Here is a 22,081-nt window from a genome sequence, read left to right as displayed (position 1 = left end):
GAAAACATGAACCGCCGTCGCTTTCTGACAACCAGCGGTGCCCTTGCGGCATCGACGCTTTTTCACCCCATGACCGCCATTGCGCAAGGCGCGGTTCAGGTCGGATTTTCTGTTCCAGACACGACGAACCCATTTCTGGGATGGTTGACGACATCAGTGAAAGATCTCGCCGCACAGAAGGGCATTACCCTCGAGATCGCCGATGCCGGCGCAAGCCCCGTGCGTCAGATGGAGCAGATCGAGAATTTCATCGCCATGGGCGTGAAGGTCATCGATATCATGCCTGTCGATCCCAACAATGTGCAGGACATTATTGCGCGTGCCCAGGCACAGGGTGTCAAGATCCTGGTGCAGGGCACGGATACCGGCGTCTATGATGTGATGATGAACATCGATCAGCGGAATTGTGGCGTCCAGATCGCGGAAATGGCTATCGCCTGGATGGTCAAGACCTTCTCAACCGATGGAACGGAAGGCGGGCTGCCGACGGGAGCCGACGCTCCGAAGATCGTCGTCATTCCCGCGACCGATACCATAGACGCCAAGAACCGGTCTCAGGGAATGATCGACACCATCACTGCCTGGGGCAAGGGAAACTTGGTGCTTTCCGCGACTGAAGCACGATCAACGGCGGCCGGAACGACGGTCATGGAAACCCTCTGGCTCCAGAACCCGGACACCGACATCGTCCTCACCTACAATGCCGACACAGCCATGGGCGTCAACGAATACATGATGGCACAGGCTGGCCTGGATCGGCCGAAATTCGGCGTCTTCTCAGGCGACTGGTCTCCGCCCGTCCAGGAAACCATCGACATGTCGGCAAAGGACGAAAGTCTCTTCCGCGGCACGATCCAGATCGTCGGACCGGTTCTGGACGGCAAGCAGGTCGATCTTCCAGTTGCCACATGGCAGGTCATGGAAGCCTTGATGAAGGGTGAAACCCCCTGGGGAACCTGGATCAAGGACACAATCGCGAAGGCCGGACCGAAAGCCGCATGACATCCGCACCAATCAGCGAGGGGCATCCAGCCATGCCCTTCCTTGCCCTTTCGGGCCTCAGCAAGACCTATCCCGGCGTTCGCGCTCTCGACGAGGTTTCCATTTCCTTCGAGGCAGGTGAAGTTCACGCCATCGTTGGCGAGAACGGTGCGGGCAAGTCCACGTTGATCAAGACCATCGCCGGCGCAATCGTCGCCGACGAAGGGACCGTGACAATCGCCGGCAGAAGCTTTGCGGATCTGACCCCGGCCCTCAGCCGCGCGCAGGGGGTCGAAGTAATCTACCAGGAATTCAACCTCGTCCCGACGCTGTCGGTCGCGGAAAACATCTGCATGGGACTGTCGACCAACTTCTTTCCCGACTTCAAGCGTATGCGCGAGACGGCCCGCGACCTGCTCGCAGAGTTCGGCGTCGACATATCCCCGAACACATTGGTGCGGGAACTGCCATCGGCCCAACAGCAACTGGTGGAAATTGCCAAGGCGCTCGCCAAATCCCCGCGTATTCTGATCATGGACGAACCGACGGCGCCGCTGTCGCTCGCCGAAGTCGACAGCCTGTTTGCCATGATCCGCAAGACTAAGGCTCGCGGCACATGCATCATCTACGTCTCGCATCGCATGGACGAGATCTTCGCAATCTGCGATCGCATCACGGTGCTGCGCGACGGTCGGCATGTCGCAACGCTGGCAACCGGGGAAACGGATCGCGACACGCTGATCCGCATGATGGTCGGACGCGAGCTCACCAGGACCTATCCGGAACGATCCGGAAGTTCCGGAGATGTCGTCCTCGAACTGGATGCCTTAGAGGGCAATGGCAATGCGCCCATTTCCTTGTCCATGCGGTCCGGTGAAATCGTCGGGCTGGCAGGACTGGTCGGCGCAGGCCGCACCGAACTCGCAAAGACCATCTGCGGCGCGGTCGCCGCAGACAGCGGCGTCTTGCGGCTTGATGGCAAGGAGGTCGTTTTCCGCTCTCCGAGGGATGCGCTTGTCGCCGGCATCGGCCTCGTCCCGGAAAACCGCAAGGAAGAAGGCACGTTCCTCGAAAAGCCAATTCGTTGGAACATTTCGATCGGAGCGCTGCGCTTCCTGACCCGCTGGACGACAATCAATCGCCCGGCCGAAAGAAAACTGGCAGAGGCCTATCGCGACAGGCTGAAGATAAAGACACCCTCCCTCGGACAGAAGGTGGGAAATCTCTCGGGCGGCAACCAGCAGAAGGTCGTGATCGCAAAAACCCTCGCGGCACGCGCACGCGTCATCCTCTTCGATGAGCCAACGCGCGGCATCGACGTTGGCGCCCGCGCCGAGGTGTATGCGCTAATGGCCGAACTGGCCGCCGAGGGCATCGCAATCTTGATGATCACATCGGACATGGAAGAACTGCTTGGCATGTCCGATCGCATACTCGTGCTCCACAATGGCCATCTCGTCGGCACGCTGGCCCGAGCAGAAGCAACGCAGGAACGCGTGCTCTCGCTGGCATCGGGCCTCAAGGAAGATAAAGCAGCATGACCTCCTCCGCCTTCATGCCGCTGGTGCGGCGATTCATCATCCCCCTCGTTCTCATCTTGCTTCTGGTCCTGTTCAGTGTGGTCTCGCCCTATTTCCTCACAGTTCAGAACCTCACCAATATCCTCGTGCAAAATGCCTATGTGATCATCGCGGCCATAGGCCTGTCTTTTGTGATGATCTCAGGGGGAATTGACCTTTCGATCGGCTACCAGATGTCCGTCGTCGGTGTTGTTTGCGCAGTCTTCATGAAGTGGTTTGGCATGCCGGTTGCGCCGTCCATCGCGCTGGCGATCCTGATCGGCGTTCTCATGGGCCTGACCAACGGGATCGCCTCGATCACCCTGAAGGTCCATTCGCTGATCGTCACGCTTGGCACGCTGACCATTTACCAGGGGCTCAGTTACATCATCTCGAACCAGTCGGCGATCATCAACCTACCCGCCTCCTTCAAATATATCGGCCAGGGCTTTGTGTTTGGCTGGATCCCTGTATCCGTTCTGTTGATGCTGGCCTGCGCGCTGACGGCAGCCTTCATCCTGAATGTGACCGCCTTCGGGCGGATGATCTACGCCATCGGCGGAAATGAAGAAGCCGCGCGCCTGAGCGGCATCCCTGTTCATAAAGTCAAGGTTGTCACCTACGCGCTGAGTTCCTTCTTCGTGGCCCTCGCCGCCATTGTGCTCTTCGCCCGTTCAGGGTCGGCCGCATCCTCAACCGGACCGGGAACCGAGTTCACCGCAATTACTGCTGCGGTCCTCGGCGGCATATCGTTCAAGGGCGGCGAGGGAAGAGTGCTTGGTCTGGTGACAGGCGTTCTGATCCTCGGCGTTCTCGGCAACGGGATGCAGCTGATCGGGCTGAACACTTATGCCCAGTATATCGTCAAGGGTCTCGTCCTCCTGGCAGCGGTAGGCTTCGATACCTGGCAGAATTCTCCCAAGACAAAACGAAAGACAGTATGAAAATGGCGGATCCCAATTCTCCCAACGGTCCGAACGGAATCTATGTGCTGCCCATGGCTGAGATAGGCCATGTTCGTCAGAAGCATCTCGACCTCGCCTATGCATCACTCAGTCCCTTCCAGAAACTCGACCTTTACCTTCCCGAGGGCAAACCGCCCGGCTCGGGATGGCCGCTGGTGATCTTCATCCATGGGGGCGCCTGGATGATGTGCGACAAGCGAGACATCCAGCTGAACGCACCGCTGACGCTGCGCGAGGCAGGTTTCGCTGTCGCCTCCGTCAATTACCGCCTCTCGGGGGAGGCCCAGTTTCCCGCCCAGATTTACGATGTGAAGGCTGCAATCCGCTACCTTAGAGCCGGAGCGAAGAACTGGGGGCTCGACGGCGAGCGCTTCGCGATCTGGGGATGCTCCGCAGGAGGACATCTGGCGGCCCTTGCGGGAACGACCAATGATGTGCCGGTCATGGAAGACATGAGCCTGGGATATTCCGAGGTGCACAGCAAGGTGCAGGCGGTTGTGGACTTCTATGGCCCGACCCGCCTCGACTTGATGGATCGCTATCTTCTGCAGACCGGCGCGGGCGACGCAGACCACCTGAATCCTGACAGTCCGGAAAGCCGCCTCCTGGGAGGCGTTCCCACGACAGTTCCGGGACAGGTGATTGCGGCCGCTCCGGACACATGGGTCACCAGGGATTGCCCGCCATTTTTCCTTGCACACGCACCGATGGACCCGATCGTCCCGGTCCAGCATTCGATCGTGCTCGCCGACCGGATTGCATCAATTGCCGGACGAGAGAGGGTTGAGTTACGTTTGGTCCAGAATGCCGGTCATGCGACGCCGGAGTTCGACGCGCAAGATTTAATCGCTGGCGTAACTGCCTTCATCAAAAGATCGATTGCACCTGCTGTCTGAAAAGTTGTGAGTGTCCGACAGAAAGGATATCCAATGCTCGCCTCCAGATACCTCGCCATCCTGGGATTGAGACAAGATTTACTGACTATGTGGGTGAATGGGGTGAAGACATGCGGCTGCATCCGGGAGACTACGTGCAGGTTCCGCCGAACACGGTGCATTCCTACCGGTTGGACACGCCCTATACGCGCCTCTTCGGTTGGCTCGTGCCTGCTCCATGCTGCCGGATATTATGCCGACGCGAAAAAGCGCGGACCGGGCGCGGCACTCACCTTCTTCATCGGCATCGTGCTGCCGGTCGGCGGCACGATCGGCGCGCTGATAGGGGCGTGTGAGGGGCCCAGCGGTTGTGCAGCGGGCCAGCGCGCACTAGGACAGCTAAAATAAAACCTTTACAACCTCAAAGAGCATTAGTTAATCAAAAGTTCGCGTTTCCATCCGCAACATGCAAATATTCGAATTTAACATCGTCGCCGAGCGATTGCTTAGCACTTCGTAAACAATTCACCCCCAAAATTTGTAGTGTTCGGGCGACCAAAACGCGACAGCAAGGCAATCGGGATGTGAGGCGGCTGGACGTCAGGTCAGGATATTTGGTCAGCGTCTGCTGGATAAACGGCAGGTACAGGTCGATCTCGGCGGGGCGGATCACCGGCCTGTGTCGAGGCAAGCCCGCGTCCTTCAGGACCCTGAAGACGGTGGTGTGATGGCAATGCAATTGCTTGGCGATCGTGCCGCAGCGCCACTTCTCAACGTGGTACAGGCGCAGGATCATCGCTTCCTTCTCGGCAGATATGGTCATCGGTTCGATCTCCATGGTCGAATGGACGCACGTGTGTCCCCCGGCGACGCACGAAGCCGCGGCGAAAGAACAGCGGCACAGAGCTGCCGCAGCGCCGGCACCACGGCTCGATCGATGACACCACGCCAGCGGTGCCATCGCCCGGTGCAACGATGCCGCCGTTTGTGGACGCCTTCAGTCGTGAACCCTCTGGAACGACGGGTGGAGAGTGATGCGTCACGTTTTTGCGAGCCTGCCGATATCGGCGGGAGCGATCGGCATGGGCAAAGCGCCCCGGCCGGGTGCTCTGGTAGCGCCGTCCGGCTGCCCGCAGGCTGTCACGGCGCGCCGCATGGGCGCAGGCAGAACCGCAATAGCGCTGACCCCGATCGCAATGGCGGCAAAGCAGAACCTGCGCGCGACACCGCCCGCAGAGGAAGAAACGAGCAGTTTGCATCGCGGCGGCGCACCTTTCGAAGCGCCGTCGGGATTGATCGGAGAAGCTCGACGGAATGCGCCAATACCATTATAATGACGCTCACCGTGAACCAGTCGGCAGTCCTGCGTGATGACAGCCACGTCATCTCACAGATGCCTGAGGGATTGGACATCGAATTGGCCTGGTAGCTTTGGTCGATGTCTGTTTGCGGCGCTCCGCCAGTCTATCATTGACGGACGCAGCGCGGGATGTGCCTCAGTCGCCCTCCGGGCTCCTGACGCCACATCCCGCGCTCATCTCCCCCATCAAAACCTTTGCAATAATCTCAGGGCCCTGTCCGCCGCGTCCAGATTCGCCGTAATCCCGTCTCGGCACCAAATATGCGCGGTTCTCAACAGCCACCGACAATGATGCCCGCGAAGCGATCGGTGGCGATGTGCAATTGGCCCGCCGCTTTGAACAGTTTACCCTAAGCCGCTGGGCTGCAAACGAGCAGTTCGAGATCCTGATCGCTTTGATCCTGCGCAACACGCCCCTACGCCAGCCGTCGGTGTTGACCGCAAAATCGCTACGGCGGATGTTACAGATATCCGACGGCATCACCGCAAACCTCTTCCATATCTTAAACACACTCGCCATCGAGGCCATCGAAAGCGGCCAAGAGAGAATTACGGACGCAGCTGTCGAGAGATGGGAGCCGGAGTTTGATGCGGAAGCCGCCTTCGCATGACCTTCAAGCCCCCCAGCAGTTGCCGGTGACACTGGCTCCCTGCACCGATGAGCTGCTGTCGTCGTGGGTTGCTCGGCATGCGGTGTTCTATGGTGTCCCTGCCCTGACCATGCTTCGGCATTGCCTCCCAGAGACGCCATCCCTGCGCGCCACCGATCTTAATCTCAACGACAATCAGATCCTCCGCCTGGCGCACATACTCTGCGTGGATGAGGCAACGATCCGCCGCACCACCTTCACAGAAATCGTCCGGTCGTCGCGGTGCCTGATTGCGACGGATGCGATACAGTCATGCTCAACCTGTTATCCCGCAAAGACGGAACCGAAAGCCATTCTTCGAAGTCAGCTTCTCGGCTGGCGTATCACCTGTGCTCTCTGCGGCAACCTGCTCCAGAGCCCCACGGGGCCTAATTGCGCCTCAACCTTCGGTCACTATAGCGCAACGGCTCTCATCGGCGAACGGCTGCTCCACGATGAGGCCTCACGAAAAGCTCGAACCTGGGTATCACCGGCCAGGATTGCACAACTTTTGCTGATGCGCCGCGTGAAGAACCCCACGTTTGGAAATTATGAGCCATGGCGTTACCGGGTACTTGGCGCACTCATACCTGATCTCGATGATGTCGTTGATCGACAGAGTCTGCCAATGTCGTCATGCCCAATCCTGCCCCTGTACCTGCGGCCGGCTCTGCTGGCCGGAATAGCCATGGTTGAGCGCTCAGGGCCAGAGATGCTCGAAATGCTTTGCGGACAAATGAGGGGCGAGAACAAGGTGCGTTTCAGCAGTGCCATCAACGAGATCATGAGGGCTACCTCCCGATCAACCGCGTCATCTCAACTGCAACTAATCTGAGAATCTTCCCGGCAAGATTCTCACGTTAACTGCCAATCTGGCTCAAAGCGGCCGCATTCTCACGGTTAACTGCCAACCGACAGTTATGCCGGTGACCCCTTCTGGATCGTAAGGTCCGGGCGAGCCGGGTCGGGCAGGATCCAAGCAAAACTGTTCAGAAAGTTTCTATATAATCGTTCTGGACTTCCTAAATCCGGTAACACGCTTAGAGTGAAGATTATGGCATCGGCACAACAGATCATAGGGCTCGTGAAGAGCCATGCTGAAGGTGACAAGGATCGTTTCTACGACCTTGCCATGCAGTTGGCTGCCGCCGAATCCCAGAAGGGCCACAGCCGTCTTGCCGAACAGCTTCGCCAGTGGGCCGAGGCCGGCGCCAGCGCGCCGGAACAGAAACGACCCAACCTCACGCCCCTTGCCGCCCCGCGCGGTGAACTGTCGGGTTTCTTGGGCGCCAGCTATCCAACGGCCCGGATGGCCGATGTGATCGTGCCTCCTGTTATCGAAGACGAACTTCGGCATCTGGTCGTCGAGATCCACCATGCCGAAAGGCTCGAAGAGCGCGGCCTGCGGCCACGGCGGCGGGTGCTTCTGGCCGGCCCGCCGGGGACCGGCAAGACCCTGACGGCTGCGGCATTGTCCGCCGAACTTCACTATCCACTCTTTACCGTTCTTCTGCACGGGCTAATCACGAAGTTCATGGGCGAGACTGCCCAGAAGCTTCGCATGGTTTTCGACGCGATCAAGACGACACGCGGCGTCTACCTCTTCGATGAAATCGATGCGCTGGCCTCAAGTCGCGGCAACGAGAACGATATCGGCGAGGCAAGACGCGTCCTGAACTCGTTCCTTCAGTTCCTCGACGAAGACACTGGTCCGTCGATCATCATCGCGACCACAAATCTTCCCGAACTGCTCGACCGCGCGGTTTTGCGCCGCTTCGATTTGGTCCTGTCTTACGATCTGCCGAACGAGGACGCGATCGAAAAGGCGATGCGCCGCCGACTGCACGGCTTCGACGTCGGTGCGGTCAACTGGGGTCAGATCGCCGGCTACGCCGATGGTCTGTCGACGGCCGACGTGATCGCGGCTGCTGAAGACGCGGCGCGCCGCGCCGTCATTCTCGATTCGGGTGCCATCGAGACTTCGACTGTGGTGGCGTCGCTGGAGCGGAGACGTTCCCTGCAAGGCATAGGAACAGACAAGCATGGTTCGAGATCGGCGTCACTTCACACTGAGCGGGATCGGAAAAGCACGCCCCTTCGCAGCAAAAACCGGCGGGTCGAAAAAACATCCAAGTGATCTCAACCACCGTGAGGCGCATGCACAGGCGCTGCTGACAGCACTCGATCACCTTCCAAATATTCCCGACAACAATCTTCCGGGTGTCTATCTTGCGATCGAGGGCCGGCCGCACGAGGTGATGATCACCAAAAGCCTGAACGCCAGTGGGCTGACGCTTCTCAAGGTCGAAAAGCCGCCCGGGGCACCGGCGGAGGCGACGGTCTTTGCGACCGAAAAGGGGATTGAGAAACTTCGCAAGAAGATTGCGGATTTTGGCGGTGATCTCCCGGTCAACCCAGACGGAAGCTTCAAGCCGCCGAAGAATGCCGACCTGGTACAAAGCATTCGTGCGATTTCGGAGGCTGGGCTTCGAGCCTTGTGGCGCAGTCCTGCCGATAGGTTTTCAACCGGACCCGAGAAGCAGGCTTGGGAAGTGTGGCTCGGAAAAGCGGACGCGGCCAGATTCCTAACCAACGCTGCGGATTATGGTGTTGCTGTCGGGACGGATAGACTGGAGTTCCCGGAAGATCTGGTGGCGATCGCGGTTGCGACCGCTGTCGAGCTGGCGGCGGCCATCCGAAACCTTGGCGGCGTGCGGGCGCTTGCGACGCCGACCCGTACGGCGGACGATTTCGATGCCATGCCGATCGAGGAACAGCACCAATGGGTAGATGATCTGACAAGCCGGACAACCTTCACCGAAAACGCGGACCCGAACTATGTCACGCTTCTTGATCGCGGCGTAAGCCGTGCGCATCCGCTGATTCAGCCAGCATTAGCAGCAGTCGATAGGCATGCGGCGGAACCGGCATGGGACGTCAACGATTTTGTCGGGCATGGAACGCAGCTGGCCGGCCTAGCGCTTTTCGGCGATCTGAGCACGGCATTGCAGACGACCTTGCCGATTACGATCGGTCACCGGCTCGAATCGGCGAAGATAATGCCGGATACTGGCCACAATCCCCACCATCTGCTTGGGACCGTGACGCGCAAGGGCATCAATGCAGCGGAAGCGAACGCGGCTAGGCGGCGGACCTTCTGCTTGGCGAGCACAACGGAAGACGATACGCCGCATGACGGAGCGCCGACTTCCTGGTCGAGTGAGATCGATCAACTCACGTCAGGCGCTTCGGGTTTGCAGAAACGACAGCGGCTTATTCTGGTCTCGGCGGGAAACAGCGATCAAAATGCGTTCACGGGTGGCGATTACCTCGCCGTCTCGGATCATCCAGACAATGAGCTGGAATCGCCTGCGCAAGCATGGAATGCAATCAGTGTCGGAGCCTATACGCAGAAGGTGACCCTGCCGCCGGGTGAGCCCGGTGTTTGCGTCGCGCCCTTGGGCGATCTAGCGCCTTCATCACGCACCGCAAGCTGGCAATCCTACTGGCCGATCAAGCCGGACGTTGTCTACGAAGGCGGTAACTGGTTCCTGCATGGTGCACCGCCGCCAATGAAGCATACAGCCCTTGCGTTGCTCACTACCGATCACCAATATCCGCAGCGAGCCTTCACCACCTGCGCCGAAACCAGTGCGGCAACAGCGCTCGCCTCACGCGACATCACCGCACTCTGGTCGGATTACCCTGAGCTCTGGCCGGAAACCGTGAGGGCGATTTTCGTGTCCTCGGCTCGATGGACCAACCAGATGTTGGCCCACGTCCCGGTGCAGCCGTCGAAGACGGATCTCGGGATCCTCTTCAGGCGCTATGGCTATGGTGTACCGGATATGGAGCGGGCAAGGCGTAGCGCGTCGAATGCGCTAACGCTGATCGTCGAGGACACGATCAAGCCCTACAAGAAGAGTGCCACAAAAAATGCCGAGCATGTCCACAACGAACTGAAGCTGTTCGAGCTTCCCTGGCCGATCCAGGAGTTGCGCCGGCTCGGCAGCACCGAGGTCACGCTGCGCGTCAGCCTCAGCACCTTCATGTCACCGAACCCGTCGGAACCAGCCCGCGGCAATAAATACCGCTATGCCTCGCACAATCTGCGGTTCAAGCTGAACCGGGCAAACGAGAAGGAGGGAGCCTTCATCAAGCGGATCAGCAAGATTGCCGAACAGACCGACGAGGGGGCGATCGAGGAACCGGATGGCTGGATGTTTGGACCGAACCGGCGCGATGTCGGATCGCTGCAGATTGATCAACTGACATGTGCCGCCTCGGACCTTGCACGTCGTAATCTGATTGCAGTCCATCCCGTGACCGGATGGTGGAAAGCGAAGAGCATCCCCAATCCCCATGACCTTATCGCGCGCTTTGCGCTAGTCGTAGAAATCGACGCCGGCACGATCCCAGCCGAACTATACGCAGAGGTGCAGGCCGCCATCGAGAACATGGCGGCGGCCGCAGTCGCCGTCTAAGCCGCCATCACGTGCTTGCTCATGAGGACAAAGAGGAAGAGCCGCTGCTGAACAACTGATGCGCGATCCATCGTTCTTTCTCTTTTCTCATTTCCTCAGCTTAGCCTCCATCAACGTGCTGCAAGGAACCCCCACGTGCAGGTTTCGATGAGAGAGGCGATGGTGTTGGCGGCTGTCCAAAAGCGCGGATAAATGGTGCCGAGGATTGAGAACTTTGAAAGCGGCTGAAGAAGCCGCCTTCAGTGTTGCTAATCTTGATTATCGTCGGAAGCTTGTTGGTTTTGGACCATGTGCTGGATGTCAGGGGCGTAATGGTTCCAGATGGCGTCGCGCAGATCATCGAGGAGTTCGAAGACGGCCCATGCCTGCTCGGGGGTCCATTCGGCACTGATGAGGATTGGCAGGCCACGCTTGAGACCTGAAGAGTGGTGCGTCTTTTCGGTCATGATGCGGGCTCTGTTTCGCCGGATTGGTGACTGGCGCGTTGCTGACGCTGGGCTATGGAGCGCTCGTTGGCTTCCTTGAAGCGATAGGAATCTCCTTCGATCGCGACGACTTCGCAGTGGTGGACGAGACGATCGACCAGGCTGACGACGCACGCGGCGTTCGGAAAGACCTCCGACCATTGCGCAAAGGGTTTATTGGTGGTGACGATGGTCGAGCGTTTCTCGTATCGGCGGCTGATGAGCTCGAAGAGCAGATCGGCATGGCGGTTGGAATAGGATAGGTAGCCGATCTCGTCGATCAGCAGGACGTCATGGGAAGCATAGTACTGAAGCTTGCGGCGCAGCAGGGAATCGCTGTCGATGGCGGCGAGTTCGCCGAGCATTTCGCTGGCGGTGCGGAACAGGACCGAATGGCCCCGGATGAGTGCCTGGTAGGCGATGTTGAGGGCGAGCGTCGATTTGCCGACGCCGTTCGGACCGATGAAGACGATGTTGGTGGCATCCTTCATGAATGCCAGCGTCATCAGTTCCTCGACGGTGGCGCGGTCGATGCGGCGCGGCCACTTCCAGTCATAGTCGGCCATTTGCTTGAAGTGGCCGAGCCTGGCGGTGCGCATGCGTCGCAGCAGCGAGCGGTCGGAGCGCTCGTCTTCTTCCCACCGGATCACGGTCGGCACCCAGTCCTGTGTGGCGATCTCGTCCCAATGGGCCGTCAGGCCATAAAGGCGCAATTGTCTGGCGCGATTGAACAGGGTGTCGATCTTATTCATCGTCGTTTCCTTTCAATGTGAGTTGATCGTAACGGTCGAGCTTGTGGGGAATGACAGTCGTGTCCTTCTTGCGGACATGCTCGGGCAGCCTGGTTTCGACCGGGGGCGGAGCGCCCCGCGCAATCCGGCGGCGTTCGAGCACTGATCGAACCGCCTTGGAATGCGAGGCGCCGGCGCGCAAAGCGTCTTCGACGGCCGCCTGGAGTTCCTGGGCGCCGTAGAGGTCGAGCAACGTCAGCATGGCGTTGGTGATTGCGCCGATATTGGCGCCACGTTCTGCGGCATGCATCATCAGCTTCTGACAAGCCGGCACGGCCCGCGTCAGGCTATTGAGGCCGCGATGCTGGCGTGCCTCGCGCTTGACGGCGACGAGTGCCTTCAGGTGCTGAGGATCCTCGATCTGCTGGCCCCTATCGAAGCTGCGACGGTGGCTGGCGATCATCGTGGCGGCGTCGAATATCCTGACCTGGACGAGATCGGCGCGAACGGTGAGTGTTCGTTGGACATGCGTATGAGGGACCGAGTAATCGTTCAGATCGAAGCGCACGTAGGGTGTCTTGCCAACCTTCACGGCCACCTGCTCCTCGACGGGATAGGGATTGGCCGGCAAGGGCAGAAGCATGGGCTGTTCTTTTGAGAACGCCTCACGCACCGTCATTGCCCGGTCCTCCGGGCATGGCCTGTCGGCAGCCTGGGTCCGGCACCAGTGTTCGGCCTGGGCATTGAGATCGTCGAGGTCCTTGAAGGTGCGGGCGATGAAGAAGGCTTCCCGGATGTGGCGAATGGCGCGCTCGACACGGCCTTTCTCGTTGCCCCGTGCTACCGCGACAGGACGGGGTTCGAAGCGATAATGAGCCGCGAAGGCCAACAATGTCGGATGGAAGCGGATGGCATCGCCCTGCCGTTCAAGGACGGCGGACTTCAGATTGTCGTAGAGCAGCACTCTGGGAAGGCTGTTCCAGTCGTTGAATGCGCCGACATGGCCGCGCAGGAAGTTTTCCATGCGGGCATCAAGGAAGAAGCGCAGATAGATGTCGCGCGAGTAGGATAGCACCATGACGAAGGCCATCAGCGGGCGGCGGGCCCTGCCGATCTCGATGTGGCCAAAATGACCCCAGTCGACCTGGCCCTGCTCACCCGGCAGGGTGCGTAGTCGTAGATAAGCTTCCGCCGCCTTCCGTGGTCGGTGCAGCGCCACCATGTGCCGGAAGTGGTCGGGCGATCCCTTATAGCCGCGCTCCTGCACCATCCCGTAAAGGCGGCTGGACGTCAGGTCAGGATATTTGGTCAGCGTCTGCTGGATAAACGGCAGGTACAGGTCGATCTCGGCGGGGCGGATCACCGGCCTGTGTCGAGGCAAGCCCGCGTCCTTCAGGACCCTGAAGACGGTGGTGTGATGGCAATGCAATTGCTTGGCGATCGTGCCGCAGCGCCACTTCTCAACGTGGTACAGGCGCAGGATCATCGCTTCCTTCTCGGCAGATATGGTCATCGGTTCGATCTCCATGGTCGAATGGACGCACGTGTGTCCCCCGGCGACGCACGAAGCCGCGGCGAAAGAACAGCGGCACAGAGCTGCCGCAGCGCCGGCACCACGGCTCGATCGATGACACCACGCCAGCGGTGCCATCGCCCGGTGCAACGATGCCGCCGTTTGTGGACGCCTTCAGTCGTGAACCCTCTGGAACGACGGGTGGAGAGTGATGCGTCACGTTTTTGCGAGCCTGCCGATATCGGCGGGAGCGATCGGCATGGGCAAAGCGCCCCGGCCGGGTGCTCTGGTAGCGCCGTCCGGCTGCCCGCAGGCTGTCACGGCGCGCCGCATGGGCGCAGGCAGAACCGCAATAGCGCTGACCCCGATCGCAATGGCGGCAAAGCAGAACCTGCGCGCGACACCGCCCGCAGAGGAAGAAACGAGCAGTTTGCATCGCGGCGGCGCACCTTTCGAAGCGCCGTCGGGATTGATCGGAGAAGCTCGACGGAATGCGCCAATACCATTATAATGACGCTCACCGTGAACCAGTCGGCAGTCCTGCGTGATGACAGCCACGTCATCTCACAGATGCCTGAGGGATTGGACATCGAATTGGCCTGGTAGCTTTGGTCGATGTCTGTTTGCGGCGCTCCGCCAGTCTATCATTGACGGACGCAGCGCGGGATGTGCCTCAGTCGCCCTCCGGGCTCCTGACGCCACATCCCGCGCTCATCTCCCCCATCAAAACCTTTGCAATAATCTCAGGGCCCTGTCCGCCGCGTCCAGATTCGCCGTAATCCCGTCTCGGCACCAAATATGCGCGGTTCTCAACAGCCACCGACAGCGAGACGCTGAAGCGCCAGTCGAGGGATTATGTCAAAGGCAGGCATTTCGAGGCGTGGCTGATCGTGAGATTCGCACTCGGTTACGCCCATCTCTCTTGGCCCGATACAGCGCTTCATCTGCGCATTTCATCGCTGCGGAAAGAGCCAAGCCGACGTCGGTCGAAACACCAAAACTTGCCGTGATCCTCAGTCTTTGGTGTTCATCGACGTCAAGGGGATAGCGCTCGAACCGCTTCTTGAGGTTTCGCGCCAAACGAACAGCGCTGCCTGCGGTCCGGTTTTTGCACATGATGGCAAACTCTTCTCCGCCAAGGCGACCGACGATTACATCCTCTCCTGCAATCTGAACCATCGTCTGGGCAAACTGGCGCAGGACTTGATCGCCGACAGGGTGGCCATATTGATCGTTGACTGCCTTGAAGTGATCGATGTCAATTAAGATTAGCGGGGATAGATCGTCGGGACACATATCCCGGCAGTGCTGTTCAAACCCGCGCCGGTTCAACACGCCAGTCAATTGGTCTGTTTTGGCAGATTGCTCCACCTGCCGCATCAGCTCGGCTCGTTCCTCGATCTTTTCCCTCAGAACTGAAATCGCCTTAAAAAGGTCGGCTACCTCATCGAATTGGGTCTGATGCAATCGTGTCTGAACCCTGCGTCCCTGGGACAAGGCGACCACATCCTCAACACCAAGCAAAAGCGGTCGTAGCAGCCGAGTTCTCAGGTTGAAGAATAATCCGAGCAGAAGCGCGAGCAAAGCCAGAGTGATGATGCTGTCACGTAGAAGTGCCTGATGTGCTTGCCTCTTGTCGGCATCATAGGTGGCAACCGTTAGTGCCAGATCCGCGTTTCGCAACTCGCTCAGAGGCTCAAGAAGTCCGGCATAGCGGGCAGTAAAGCCCTCCACGTCCATTGCAAATCGGCCTTTCTCCACACTTTGGGCGATCTCACTGTCCACCAGCTGAATTGCGAGGGCGAAAAAATGCTCCGGTCCATGAAACACCTTCTGCCGAACAGAAAAATCGCTAGTGGCGTGGAGCATAGCTGGTGCCAAGGCGCGCGAGTAAAGGTCCAGTTGATGGCGCAGTAGGCGGATCTTCTCAAGGTTGACGTCGCTGAGCTTCTCCTGTGTGGCCATGGCGCCAATCAGGTACGATCCGATACGACCCGCCTTGTCCCGGATGTCGTTAAGAGTAGTAGCCCTCAGGACTGAGGAATTGGTTTCCGGAGCACGCGATGAGATTTCAAAGGCCGTAGGAACGAGGATCTCCGTTTGATAAGTGTCCCACGCCATAAACATCTCGTCGATCGCAAACTGGATTTCGTCGGAGCGGCGAGTATCCATAGGTTTTTGCGCGGCGCTGGTGACAGCCTTTCGGCTGACGGACAACTGTGAGTGCACGGCGGCGAGTGAGTTCGCTGGTACCCCGACCTGTGCCGCGGCCCGCAAGGCGGCATCGGTAGTCGCTTGAGCCGCAGCCCAGCGGTCTGCTGACGGACTTCCATCGTTGGATTGTCCTGCCATGTAGACATTAGCGGGTCCCCGCTCTGCCGAGATGGCGTTGGCTGCATCAAGCACGACTGCCAAGATGCGGATCTGCTCGGCATTCATGCTTGCCGTACTGGCCGACGAGGCTGCTCGGGATATAGCGGAGACGGAAAGGATAAGCGTGCATATGACGGCAAACGCTGAATAGACCAACAGGCTGGGTCCAATTCTGCCTGTCGCGAGCCACTTTCTACCGGAGACAATCCGCCGAAACGATTCAGTCAAGGCCATGGGAAGCACTTGGCGCATATGGTTTACCTGTTACAGCCGACACATAGGCTGTCTTTGATTGCAGCCACATGTTTCTCATGTCCGTCTTGTTGACACCGAGTGGATGCAGTCTGCAAAGTTTGTTGACAGACCATGCTGGATAACGCGACCTGCTGGCGTATCCGCAAGCAGGTCGCGTTGAGCGAGGTGACGGCCTTGTTGGTCAGGAGGATTCGCCTTGTCCTTAGCGGAAGGCGGCAACAATGATTATCGATTGACAACCTGAAGCTGCCCTCGATGTGCCGTCCGTCCGCTCGGTTCAAGGGCCGAAGTTGGCTGTCTGATTCCCGTCCTGTCTATCTGGAACTGCTTCAGGAGAGCAGACAGTTTTTCGCCCTCGTCTGCGAGACCGGCACTGGCCGCATTCATCTCCTCCACCATAGCGGCATTTCTCTGGGTCGCTTGATCCATAGAGTTCACTGCAGTGTTGATCTCATGCATGCCAGTGGACTGCTCATGCGCGGCAACAGCGATGGCATCCATGTGGGTATCGATGATCAGGACCATTTCCGAGATTTCCCTCAGGTCCTCGCCGGTATTATCTACGAGTTTGACGCCTTCGCTGACCGCCACTGTAGAATTCCCAATCAGGTCCTTGATCTCTTTCGCAGCTTTCGCAGACCGTTGAGCGAGTTCACGCACCTCCTGTGCGACCACCGCGAAACCCTTTCCTGCTTCTCCAGCTCGCGCTGCCTCAACGCCCGCATTCAGTGCGAGCAAGTTGGTCTGAAATGCGATTTCATCGATAACACCAATAGTCTGGTTGATCTGATGTGAAGCCTGTTCAATTCGACCCATGGCGGACACGGCATTGTTCACGACAGTACTGGAATGCTCTGCGCGGTGTCGGGCTTTCCGGACTACCTGGCGCGCTTCGTTGGCTCGGTTCGACGTGTTCTTGATGTTGACGGTCACCTGATCGAGTGCTGCGGCTGTCTCTTCTAGCGAAGCTGCCTGCTGCTCCGTACGTTTGGCGAGATCATCAGAAGCGCTGGATATTTCAGTTGAACCGCCTGCGACATTAGAAACCGCTCCTTGCACAGCGAGAAGCGCCTCACGAAGCTGTCGAACCGAAGAGTTGAAGTCAGTCCGCAGGGCTTCGAATTTCGGATCGAACTCTGTTTGAATTTCACACAGCATATTGCCGGACGCCAGCGCGCGCAAACCTGCGGCCAAAGAACTTGTCGCCTGGATCAAGCGTGCCTCCGCCTCCTCCTCGGCCTTCCGCTGAACAGCCTCGCGCTCAGCTTCGGCTCGACGGCGGCTGACTTCGGCTTCCGCTTCCAACTCACTGTTGCGAATCGCGGCCTGTCGGAAAATTTCGACAGCGTGGGTCATTTCTGTAATCTCGTCATGCTTGCGAGAAACCGGGATGTCGACGTGGTGATCGCCGTCCGCAAGAGCACGCATACATGCAGTCAGCCGCCCGATCGGTTGCGACACTCGCATGCGGAACACGACGGCTATCGACGACACCATCGAAACAAGCAGAACAGCAACGCCAATCTTCAGCAAGAGATTGGCGTACATTTCACGAACGGAAGTGGATAACACGTCCAAAGCACGCTCCATGACCCTATCGCGGAAATCGACAATGGAGGCCATTTCCGGTACATAGAGTTTGGCGAAATCAGCCGGACTGATGTTGGCGGCCTGATCATTGCGCGCCTTGTCGATAATCTCAGCAGCCATGTTGCGGCCAAGGCTCAGATAGCGCGCTTGAATTTGATCAAAAGCAGCGGCCAATTCAGGATCGCCGCCCAACTTGTCTTTTGCCAGAGTAATCTGTTGCAGGAGGGCGTCTGTGCGCCCAAGCAGCCGTTCATAACGTGCCTGTTCGGCAGCGTTTAACGGCCGATTTGCTGCTAGCGCAGCTGTAAAAACAGAACCGATCTGACCCGCATAGTCCCGCAGTTCCGTTGCGCTGCGACCGATCGTGATCCAAGAAAGCACCTTCGGATCGCCCTCGGCGATAATCGCCTCGGTTGCGTTCAGACCAGTGTTGAGGTGCGGAATCGCTGCAATAAGGCCATCGACCACTTCGGTGACACTGGCGCCACTGCGATCGCCCTTCGGACGACCGAGCAGTTGATCAGCCTTGACCCGGCTCTCGTCGAACTGCGCGGAAGCATTCGAGAGCGATGACCTGATCGCTTCTGCATGCAATGGAACAAGACCTTCTACGGAGCTTCTTGCAGCGGCTACCGCGTCGTTTGTCGATGCACGAGCGGCGTCAAGCGCCTTTTTCTGAGGTTCAGGCAAAGGCAGCGGTGCTCCCATTGCACCGTTGGTGGGGCCACGCTCCAGCGACATCCTGGTCGAATACTTGAAAATACCAAATGCAACATGGGTTGCCTGCTCTGCTGTGGCTATATTGCGGTATGCAACGGTATCTTGATAGATGAACCGTCCAGCCACCAGGCTACAGACGCCCACTGCGATGGCTGTTCCTATTCCAATTATCAGCGAGATTTTCATCTGAAGCTTCCTAGTTTGCGGAACTAGATTTAGCATTATTTATTTGACGAATATTTAATTCGTCCGCTGTCAACAACTCGGAAGGCGTTGGTTTTGTGCGGCCTGATCGTGTTGCCAATGTATCATACGCATCCTCACTGACTAGAACCCATTTGCCCATTCTCTTCGCCCTATGGACATGATGCGCCAAGGCTGGCTTTCGAGCTTTCGCCAAGCATCGCAGCAGTGAGCGACAATATCGTCGTAGGATTTGAAGACGCGGTTGGAGAGCCAGTTCTCGCGCATGAATAGCCAGAGGTTCTCAACCGGGTTGAGCTCCGGCGACTTCGGCGGCAGTGGCAAGATCGAGATGTTGGTGGGCACGACAAGGTGGTTCGACATGTGCTATCCCGCCTGGTCCATGATGAGGATGGCATGCGCGTCATCGGCCACGTGTCGGGAGATTTCTGCCAGGTGCTGCGTCATCGCGTAGGTGTCGCACCATGGCATGACCAACGCCGCCGCTTTGGCCTGCTTGGGGCAGATGGCACCGAAGATGTAGGCCGAGCAGGTTCGCTGGTCGTGTGGAGCGGATGGCCTTGAGCCTCGCTTTGCCCAACGACGGGTAATCTTGTTCTTCTGACCGATCCGGGCTTCATCTTGATACCAAATCTCTATGCGTTTTCCTTGAGCGGCCCCGCCGGCGATTTCTGCCACTTCGGCGGGAAAGTTTTTTTAAATTCCTCAATGGCTTGAGGGTCCTGCGCATGATGCTTCGGGCGGGCAGCGAGCTTGCGGTAACCCATGGCGCGCACCTCCCGGCTGAGCGTCTGTTCGCTCACCGAGACACGGAACTCCGCCCACAGCCATTGGACCAGATCGCACAGACGCCATCGGACGACACCGTCAAGATAAGGCGTCGGCCCCCGTTCAATGGCTTTTGCCAGGGCCGCCCGCTGAACATCGTTCAACAGTGACTTGGGGCCAGGAGCCTTGCCGTCGATCAGTCCTTCAGGACCACGTTCGTTGAACCGCAGGACCCAGTCGCGCACGATCTGGAGCGTGACATTGCCTAGCCGCGCCGCATCCGAACGCGAGCCTCCGTCATAGATCGCGGCGAGTGCCAAAAGACGGCGCGCCTGACCCGCATGCTTGCTCTGACGCGCCAGACGTCGAAGACCTTCAGCATCAAAATCTGGCCGCAATGAAATTCCTGTTCGCATCCGAAACCTCCGGTTTGCACCAGAGATTCAGATTCATCGCGCTTTGGGAAGCCAAAAGAGTCGGCATCAGAAAGACGCCGTATCAGTTCATGCGGTTTTGGCTTCTGTTACGGCTATGAGCTGTCGCAACGAGGGGATTGTTGGCGGCATGTGACAGCATGCAGGGCCTTTCGAAGACCTGCCAGAAGCTCGGCCTGTCGTTCTGGCACTATCTCGGCGATCGGCTGGGGATCGGCACATCGCACCCAGCCATTCCTCCACTTGCCACCATGATCGCTGCCAGGTCCTGAGCGCATCACCGACGCTCTGGCTTTGGGAAGGACACGACCTTGCCGTCGTCGGACTGGATCTGAGCCGCGGTGTCGAGCACGTGGACGCCGGTGGGTTTCAGCAGGGTCGGCGATACATTCCATTGACGGTTATCATCGGCATGCACCGTCACCGTATTCTTGTTGCGGCAGATGACGACACCACGAACCAGAACTCCGCCAGGGCCTTCAAACTCAACGCCGCTTCCGACCCTGATTTCTTGAAGGGCTGCGGTGGTTCGCTGGTGATGCGAATACTGCAGACGCTCGACGATGCGCGCTTTGAGTTCGGTGAGGGTTGCCTCGTCAAGGCTGTCGATATCGATTTGCCGCATTTGCTCCGGCCCACTGTCCTGTTGATCGTCAACAACACCATGCCAATCGCCACTTCGGCAGACAACCAGCTGCCGATGGATCGGCTTGCTTTCGGGCACTGCCACCCAATCAGCCCCGCTTACCCCGCAGCAGGTACCTGGAGCAAATCCGGTGGCATCAGGGATTCCTGTTTTCTGCAAATCATGAGATTCTTCTTTCATGACGAAGCGGCACCTTCCCATGGTTGAGTATGCCGACACGCTTTCGCTGAAAGCGCTGCGAGAGCTCGTGACCGGTCTGGTGGAGCGGGCTGATCAGGCAGACGCCCGGATTGAGAAGCTCGAAGCTGAAAACCAAAGGCTGCGGGATGAGAACGATCAGCTCAGGCTCGAGAACACCCGGCTGAAGGTCGACAACCAGCTTCTGTGCGACGAGATTGCGCGGCTGAAAAACCTGCCGCCGCGCCCGCCCTTCAGACCCTCGGGTATGGAAAAGGCAACGGGTGACAAGCCGCCCACCGGCAAGGATCCGGCACCCCGGCCGCGAGGGCCGAAGAACGACACGAAGCGGGTGACGCGTGAAGAGGTGCTGCCTTTCAGCGTGCCGGTTGGATCGCGCTTCAAGGGCTACAAGGACTGCTTCGTCCGGGATCTGGTGCTCAGGGTCGAGGTGGTTCGTTATCGTCGGGAATGCTGGGTGACGCCGGAGGGAGACACCATCATCGCGCCGTTGCCTGCGGGGATACGAGGTGGCTTTGGGCCCAATCTGCGGCGGTTTTGTCTGATGCTGCATGCGCATGGCCAGGTCACCACGCAGCGAATGACGACGTTGCTCAACGACGTTGGTGTCGAGATCTCCAAACGCCAGGTGGTGCGGTTCCTGACAGAGAGGCTGGACGGTTTCCACGCCGAGGATGCTGCCGTCCTCCACGCCGGCCTCGTCTCGGCGCCCTTTGTGACGGTCGACGACACCGGTGCCCGTCACGCCAACCGCAATTTTCATACGACGCATATTGGCGGCGAGCATTTCACCGCCTTTCGCACGACGTCTTCGAAGTCGCGACTGAACTTCCTGGCCCTGCTGCGCGGCAGCTATCAGGACTATATCCTCAACGATGCCGCCTCCGCTTTTCTCGAAGACCGGCAGGTGTGTTGATTGCCACTGAGAACTGACCCAGCGTTTCCACCGATAATTGGCTCTGACTCACATTTGCTGCTGTTGCCGACCATGCTTTTGCTGAATCACCGGAGGATCAGCAATGCAGCATCGATTTCAGCGCACCGGTCTCACGCCGCCCGGGTTTGTAGCAGATGAAGTGAAGGTTGTCGGGGATCGCGTCCAAGTTTGGCTTCGATCACGCTATCCCTCATCAACTTGTCCAGGCTGCGGGCGGCCAAGCCGGAGGGTTCAAAGCAGATATATGCGGCGCCCCGCTGATCTGCCTCTTGGCGGTCGGCGAGTAGAGTTGACGATCGTGGCGCGTCGATTATGGTGCGATGCTGTCCTGTGCGGACGGCGCATCTTCTGCGAACAGTTGATAACGTCCGCGCAGCTGGTGTAATTTCGGGGGC

Annotated in this window: 16 protein-coding genes and 4 pseudogenes; 12 read left to right on the top strand and 8 right to left on the bottom strand. The window is 58.7% G+C overall.

From position 1 onward, the window contains the following. The first annotated feature begins 6 nt into the window (after nucleotides 1-6). Genes OU993_RS19550 through OU993_RS19535 form a run of 4 tightly spaced genes read left to right on the top strand, consistent with a single transcriptional unit; the run spans nucleotide 7 to nucleotide 4,401 of the window. Entirely contained in the window at nucleotides 7-1,002 is a 996-nt protein-coding gene (locus tag OU993_RS19550; protein ID WP_268160284.1) for a sugar ABC transporter substrate-binding protein, read from the top strand. Next, nucleotides 999-2,522, top strand: coding sequence for a sugar ABC transporter ATP-binding protein (locus OU993_RS19545; RefSeq protein ID WP_268160283.1), 1,524 nt, complete (start codon nucleotides 999-1,001; stop codon nucleotides 2,520-2,522). The genes OU993_RS19550 and OU993_RS19545 overlap by 4 nt, the downstream gene beginning before the upstream one ends. 14 nt (nucleotides 2,523-2,536) lie before the next feature. Then, nucleotides 2,537-3,484 carry an ABC transporter permease gene (locus OU993_RS19540; RefSeq protein ID WP_268160281.1) on the top strand — a complete coding sequence of 316 codons (948 nt, stop codon included), beginning with the start codon at nucleotides 2,537-2,539 and terminating at the stop codon, nucleotides 3,482-3,484. Further along, nucleotides 3,481-4,401 carry an alpha/beta hydrolase gene (locus tag OU993_RS19535; protein ID WP_268160280.1) on the top strand — a complete coding sequence of 307 codons (921 nt, stop codon included), beginning with the start codon at nucleotides 3,481-3,483 and terminating at the stop codon, nucleotides 4,399-4,401. The genes OU993_RS19540 and OU993_RS19535 overlap by 4 nt, the downstream gene beginning before the upstream one ends. Before the next feature lie 418 nt (nucleotides 4,402-4,819). On the opposite strand, the gene OU993_RS19530 is transcribed toward OU993_RS19535, so the two are convergent. Further along, entirely contained in the window at nucleotides 4,820-5,203 is a 384-nt protein-coding gene (locus tag OU993_RS19530) for a helix-turn-helix domain-containing protein (protein ID WP_268160279.1), read from the bottom strand. 860 nt (nucleotides 5,204-6,063) lie between these two features. On the opposite strand from OU993_RS19530, the gene OU993_RS19525 reads away from it, so the two are divergent. From OU993_RS19525 to OU993_RS19510, 4 genes are all read left to right on the top strand, one after another. Beyond that, nucleotides 6,064-6,351 carry a hypothetical protein gene (locus OU993_RS19525; protein WP_268160277.1) on the top strand — a complete coding sequence of 96 codons (288 nt, stop codon included), beginning with the start codon at nucleotides 6,064-6,066 and terminating at the stop codon, nucleotides 6,349-6,351. Beyond that, on the top strand, nucleotides 6,329-7,204 hold the full coding sequence (locus tag OU993_RS19520) for a TniQ family protein (protein WP_268160275.1): 876 nt from the start codon (nucleotides 6,329-6,331) through the stop codon (nucleotides 7,202-7,204). The genes OU993_RS19525 and OU993_RS19520 overlap by 23 nt, the downstream gene beginning before the upstream one ends. A gap of 219 nt (nucleotides 7,205-7,423) precedes the next feature. Further along, on the top strand, nucleotides 7,424-8,506 hold the full coding sequence (locus OU993_RS19515; protein WP_268160274.1) for an AAA family ATPase: 1,083 nt from the start codon (nucleotides 7,424-7,426) through the stop codon (nucleotides 8,504-8,506). A 121-nt stretch (nucleotides 8,507-8,627) separates the two neighbouring features. Beyond that, nucleotides 8,628-10,853, top strand: a complete 2,226-nt coding sequence (locus OU993_RS19510; protein ID WP_268160271.1) for a S8 family peptidase — start codon at nucleotides 8,628-8,630, stop codon at nucleotides 10,851-10,853. Between the two features lie 248 nt (nucleotides 10,854-11,101). Here the strand turns inward: OU993_RS19510 and OU993_RS19505 are convergent, their stop codons facing one another. Genes OU993_RS19505 through istA form a run of 3 tightly spaced genes read right to left on the bottom strand, consistent with a single transcriptional unit; the run spans nucleotide 11,102 to nucleotide 13,561 of the window. Then, nucleotides 11,102-11,299, bottom strand: coding sequence for a hypothetical protein (locus OU993_RS19505; protein WP_268155107.1), 198 nt, complete (start codon nucleotides 11,297-11,299; stop codon nucleotides 11,102-11,104). Then, complete coding sequence (gene istB, locus OU993_RS19500; protein WP_268154921.1) at nucleotides 11,296-12,069, bottom strand: IS21-like element helper ATPase IstB; 774 nt, start codon at nucleotides 12,067-12,069, stop codon at nucleotides 11,296-11,298. Before istB ends, OU993_RS19505 begins: the two co-directional genes overlap by 4 nt. Beyond that, complete coding sequence (gene istA / locus OU993_RS19495; protein WP_268154920.1) at nucleotides 12,062-13,561, bottom strand: IS21 family transposase; 1,500 nt, start codon at nucleotides 13,559-13,561, stop codon at nucleotides 12,062-12,064. The genes istB and istA overlap by 8 nt, the downstream gene beginning before the upstream one ends. Before the next feature lie 833 nt (nucleotides 13,562-14,394). Between istA and OU993_RS28930 the strand changes: the two are divergent. Next, a pseudogene (locus OU993_RS28930) lies at nucleotides 14,395-14,481 on the top strand (IS6 family transposase); the annotation flags it as partial. Nucleotides 14,482-14,515: 34 nt separating this feature from the next. Here the strand turns inward: OU993_RS28930 and OU993_RS28925 are convergent. The 3 genes and pseudogenes from OU993_RS28925 to OU993_RS19480 all read right to left on the bottom strand — a co-directional run. Then, nucleotides 14,516-14,941: pseudogene (locus tag OU993_RS28925) on the bottom strand (GGDEF domain-containing protein); the annotation flags it as partial. A gap of 1,473 nt (nucleotides 14,942-16,414) precedes the next feature. Beyond that, entirely contained in the window at nucleotides 16,415-18,685 is a 2,271-nt protein-coding gene (locus tag OU993_RS19485; protein WP_268160268.1) for a methyl-accepting chemotaxis protein, read from the bottom strand. Nucleotides 18,686-18,826: 141 nt separating this feature from the next. After that, nucleotides 18,827-19,887, bottom strand: a pseudogene (locus OU993_RS19480) (IS630 family transposase). Between the two features lie 158 nt (nucleotides 19,888-20,045). Here OU993_RS19480 and OU993_RS19475 point away from each other — a divergent pair. Next, a complete protein-coding gene (locus OU993_RS19475) occupies nucleotides 20,046-20,177 on the top strand; it encodes a hypothetical protein (protein ID WP_268160267.1) in 132 nt (43 codons plus the stop codon). A gap of 5 nt (nucleotides 20,178-20,182) precedes the next feature. Here OU993_RS19475 and OU993_RS19470 read toward each other — a convergent pair whose 3' ends face one another. Then, a complete protein-coding gene (locus OU993_RS19470) occupies nucleotides 20,183-20,731 on the bottom strand; it encodes a hypothetical protein (RefSeq protein ID WP_268160266.1) in 549 nt (182 codons plus the stop codon). On the opposite strand from OU993_RS19470, the pseudogene OU993_RS19465 reads away from it, so the two are divergent. Then, nucleotides 20,730-21,656: pseudogene (locus OU993_RS19465) on the top strand (IS66 family transposase); the annotation flags it as partial. The gene OU993_RS19470 and the pseudogene OU993_RS19465 sit on opposite strands and share 2 nt — an antisense overlap. A gap of 112 nt (nucleotides 21,657-21,768) precedes the next feature. Beyond that, nucleotides 21,769-22,071, top strand: a complete 303-nt coding sequence (locus OU993_RS19460; RefSeq protein WP_268160263.1) for a transposase family protein — start codon at nucleotides 21,769-21,771, stop codon at nucleotides 22,069-22,071. Nucleotides 22,072-22,081: the final 10 nt, after the last annotated feature.

It is taken from the genome of Rhizobium sp. SL86 (assembly GCF_026672545.1).
Classification (GTDB): domain Bacteria; phylum Pseudomonadota; class Alphaproteobacteria; order Rhizobiales; family Rhizobiaceae; genus Neorhizobium.
This window is presented reverse-complemented; position numbering and strand designations above follow the sequence as displayed.

What these genes read in the sequence shown, in the direction of transcription:
- OU993_RS19550 (WP_268160284.1), top strand. Translation starts at nt 7, where the DNA reads ATGAACCGCCGTCGCTTTCTGACAACCAGCGGTGCCCTTGCGGCATCG.
- OU993_RS19545 (WP_268160283.1), top strand. Translation starts at nt 999, where the DNA reads ATGACATCCGCACCAATCAGCGAGGGGCATCCAGCCATGCCCTTCCTT.
- OU993_RS19540 (WP_268160281.1), top strand. Translation starts at nt 2,537, where the DNA reads ATGCCGCTGGTGCGGCGATTCATCATCCCCCTCGTTCTCATCTTGCTT.
- OU993_RS19535 (WP_268160280.1), top strand. Translation starts at nt 3,481, where the DNA reads ATGAAAATGGCGGATCCCAATTCTCCCAACGGTCCGAACGGAATCTAT.
- OU993_RS19530 (WP_268160279.1), bottom strand. Translation starts at nt 5,203, where the DNA reads ATGACCATATCTGCCGAGAAGGAAGCGATGATCCTGCGCCTGTACCAC.
- OU993_RS19520 (WP_268160275.1), top strand. Translation starts at nt 6,329, where the DNA reads ATGCGGAAGCCGCCTTCGCATGACCTTCAAGCCCCCCAGCAGTTGCCG.
- OU993_RS19515 (WP_268160274.1), top strand. Translation starts at nt 7,424, where the DNA reads ATGGCATCGGCACAACAGATCATAGGGCTCGTGAAGAGCCATGCTGAA.
- OU993_RS19510 (WP_268160271.1), top strand. Translation starts at nt 8,628, where the DNA reads ATGATCACCAAAAGCCTGAACGCCAGTGGGCTGACGCTTCTCAAGGTC.
- OU993_RS19505 (WP_268155107.1), bottom strand. Translation starts at nt 11,299, where the DNA reads ATGACCGAAAAGACGCACCACTCTTCAGGTCTCAAGCGTGGCCTGCCA.
- istB (WP_268154921.1), bottom strand. Translation starts at nt 12,069, where the DNA reads ATGAATAAGATCGACACCCTGTTCAATCGCGCCAGACAATTGCGCCTT.
- istA (WP_268154920.1), bottom strand. Translation starts at nt 13,561, where the DNA reads ATGACCATATCTGCCGAGAAGGAAGCGATGATCCTGCGCCTGTACCAC.
- OU993_RS19485 (WP_268160268.1), bottom strand. Translation starts at nt 18,685, where the DNA reads ATGAAAATCTCGCTGATAATTGGAATAGGAACAGCCATCGCAGTGGGC.
- OU993_RS19475 (WP_268160267.1), top strand. Translation starts at nt 20,046, where the DNA reads ATGCAGGGCCTTTCGAAGACCTGCCAGAAGCTCGGCCTGTCGTTCTGG.
- OU993_RS19470 (WP_268160266.1), bottom strand. Translation starts at nt 20,731, where the DNA reads ATGAAAGAAGAATCTCATGATTTGCAGAAAACAGGAATCCCTGATGCC.
- OU993_RS19460 (WP_268160263.1), top strand. Translation starts at nt 21,769, where the DNA reads ATGCAGCATCGATTTCAGCGCACCGGTCTCACGCCGCCCGGGTTTGTA.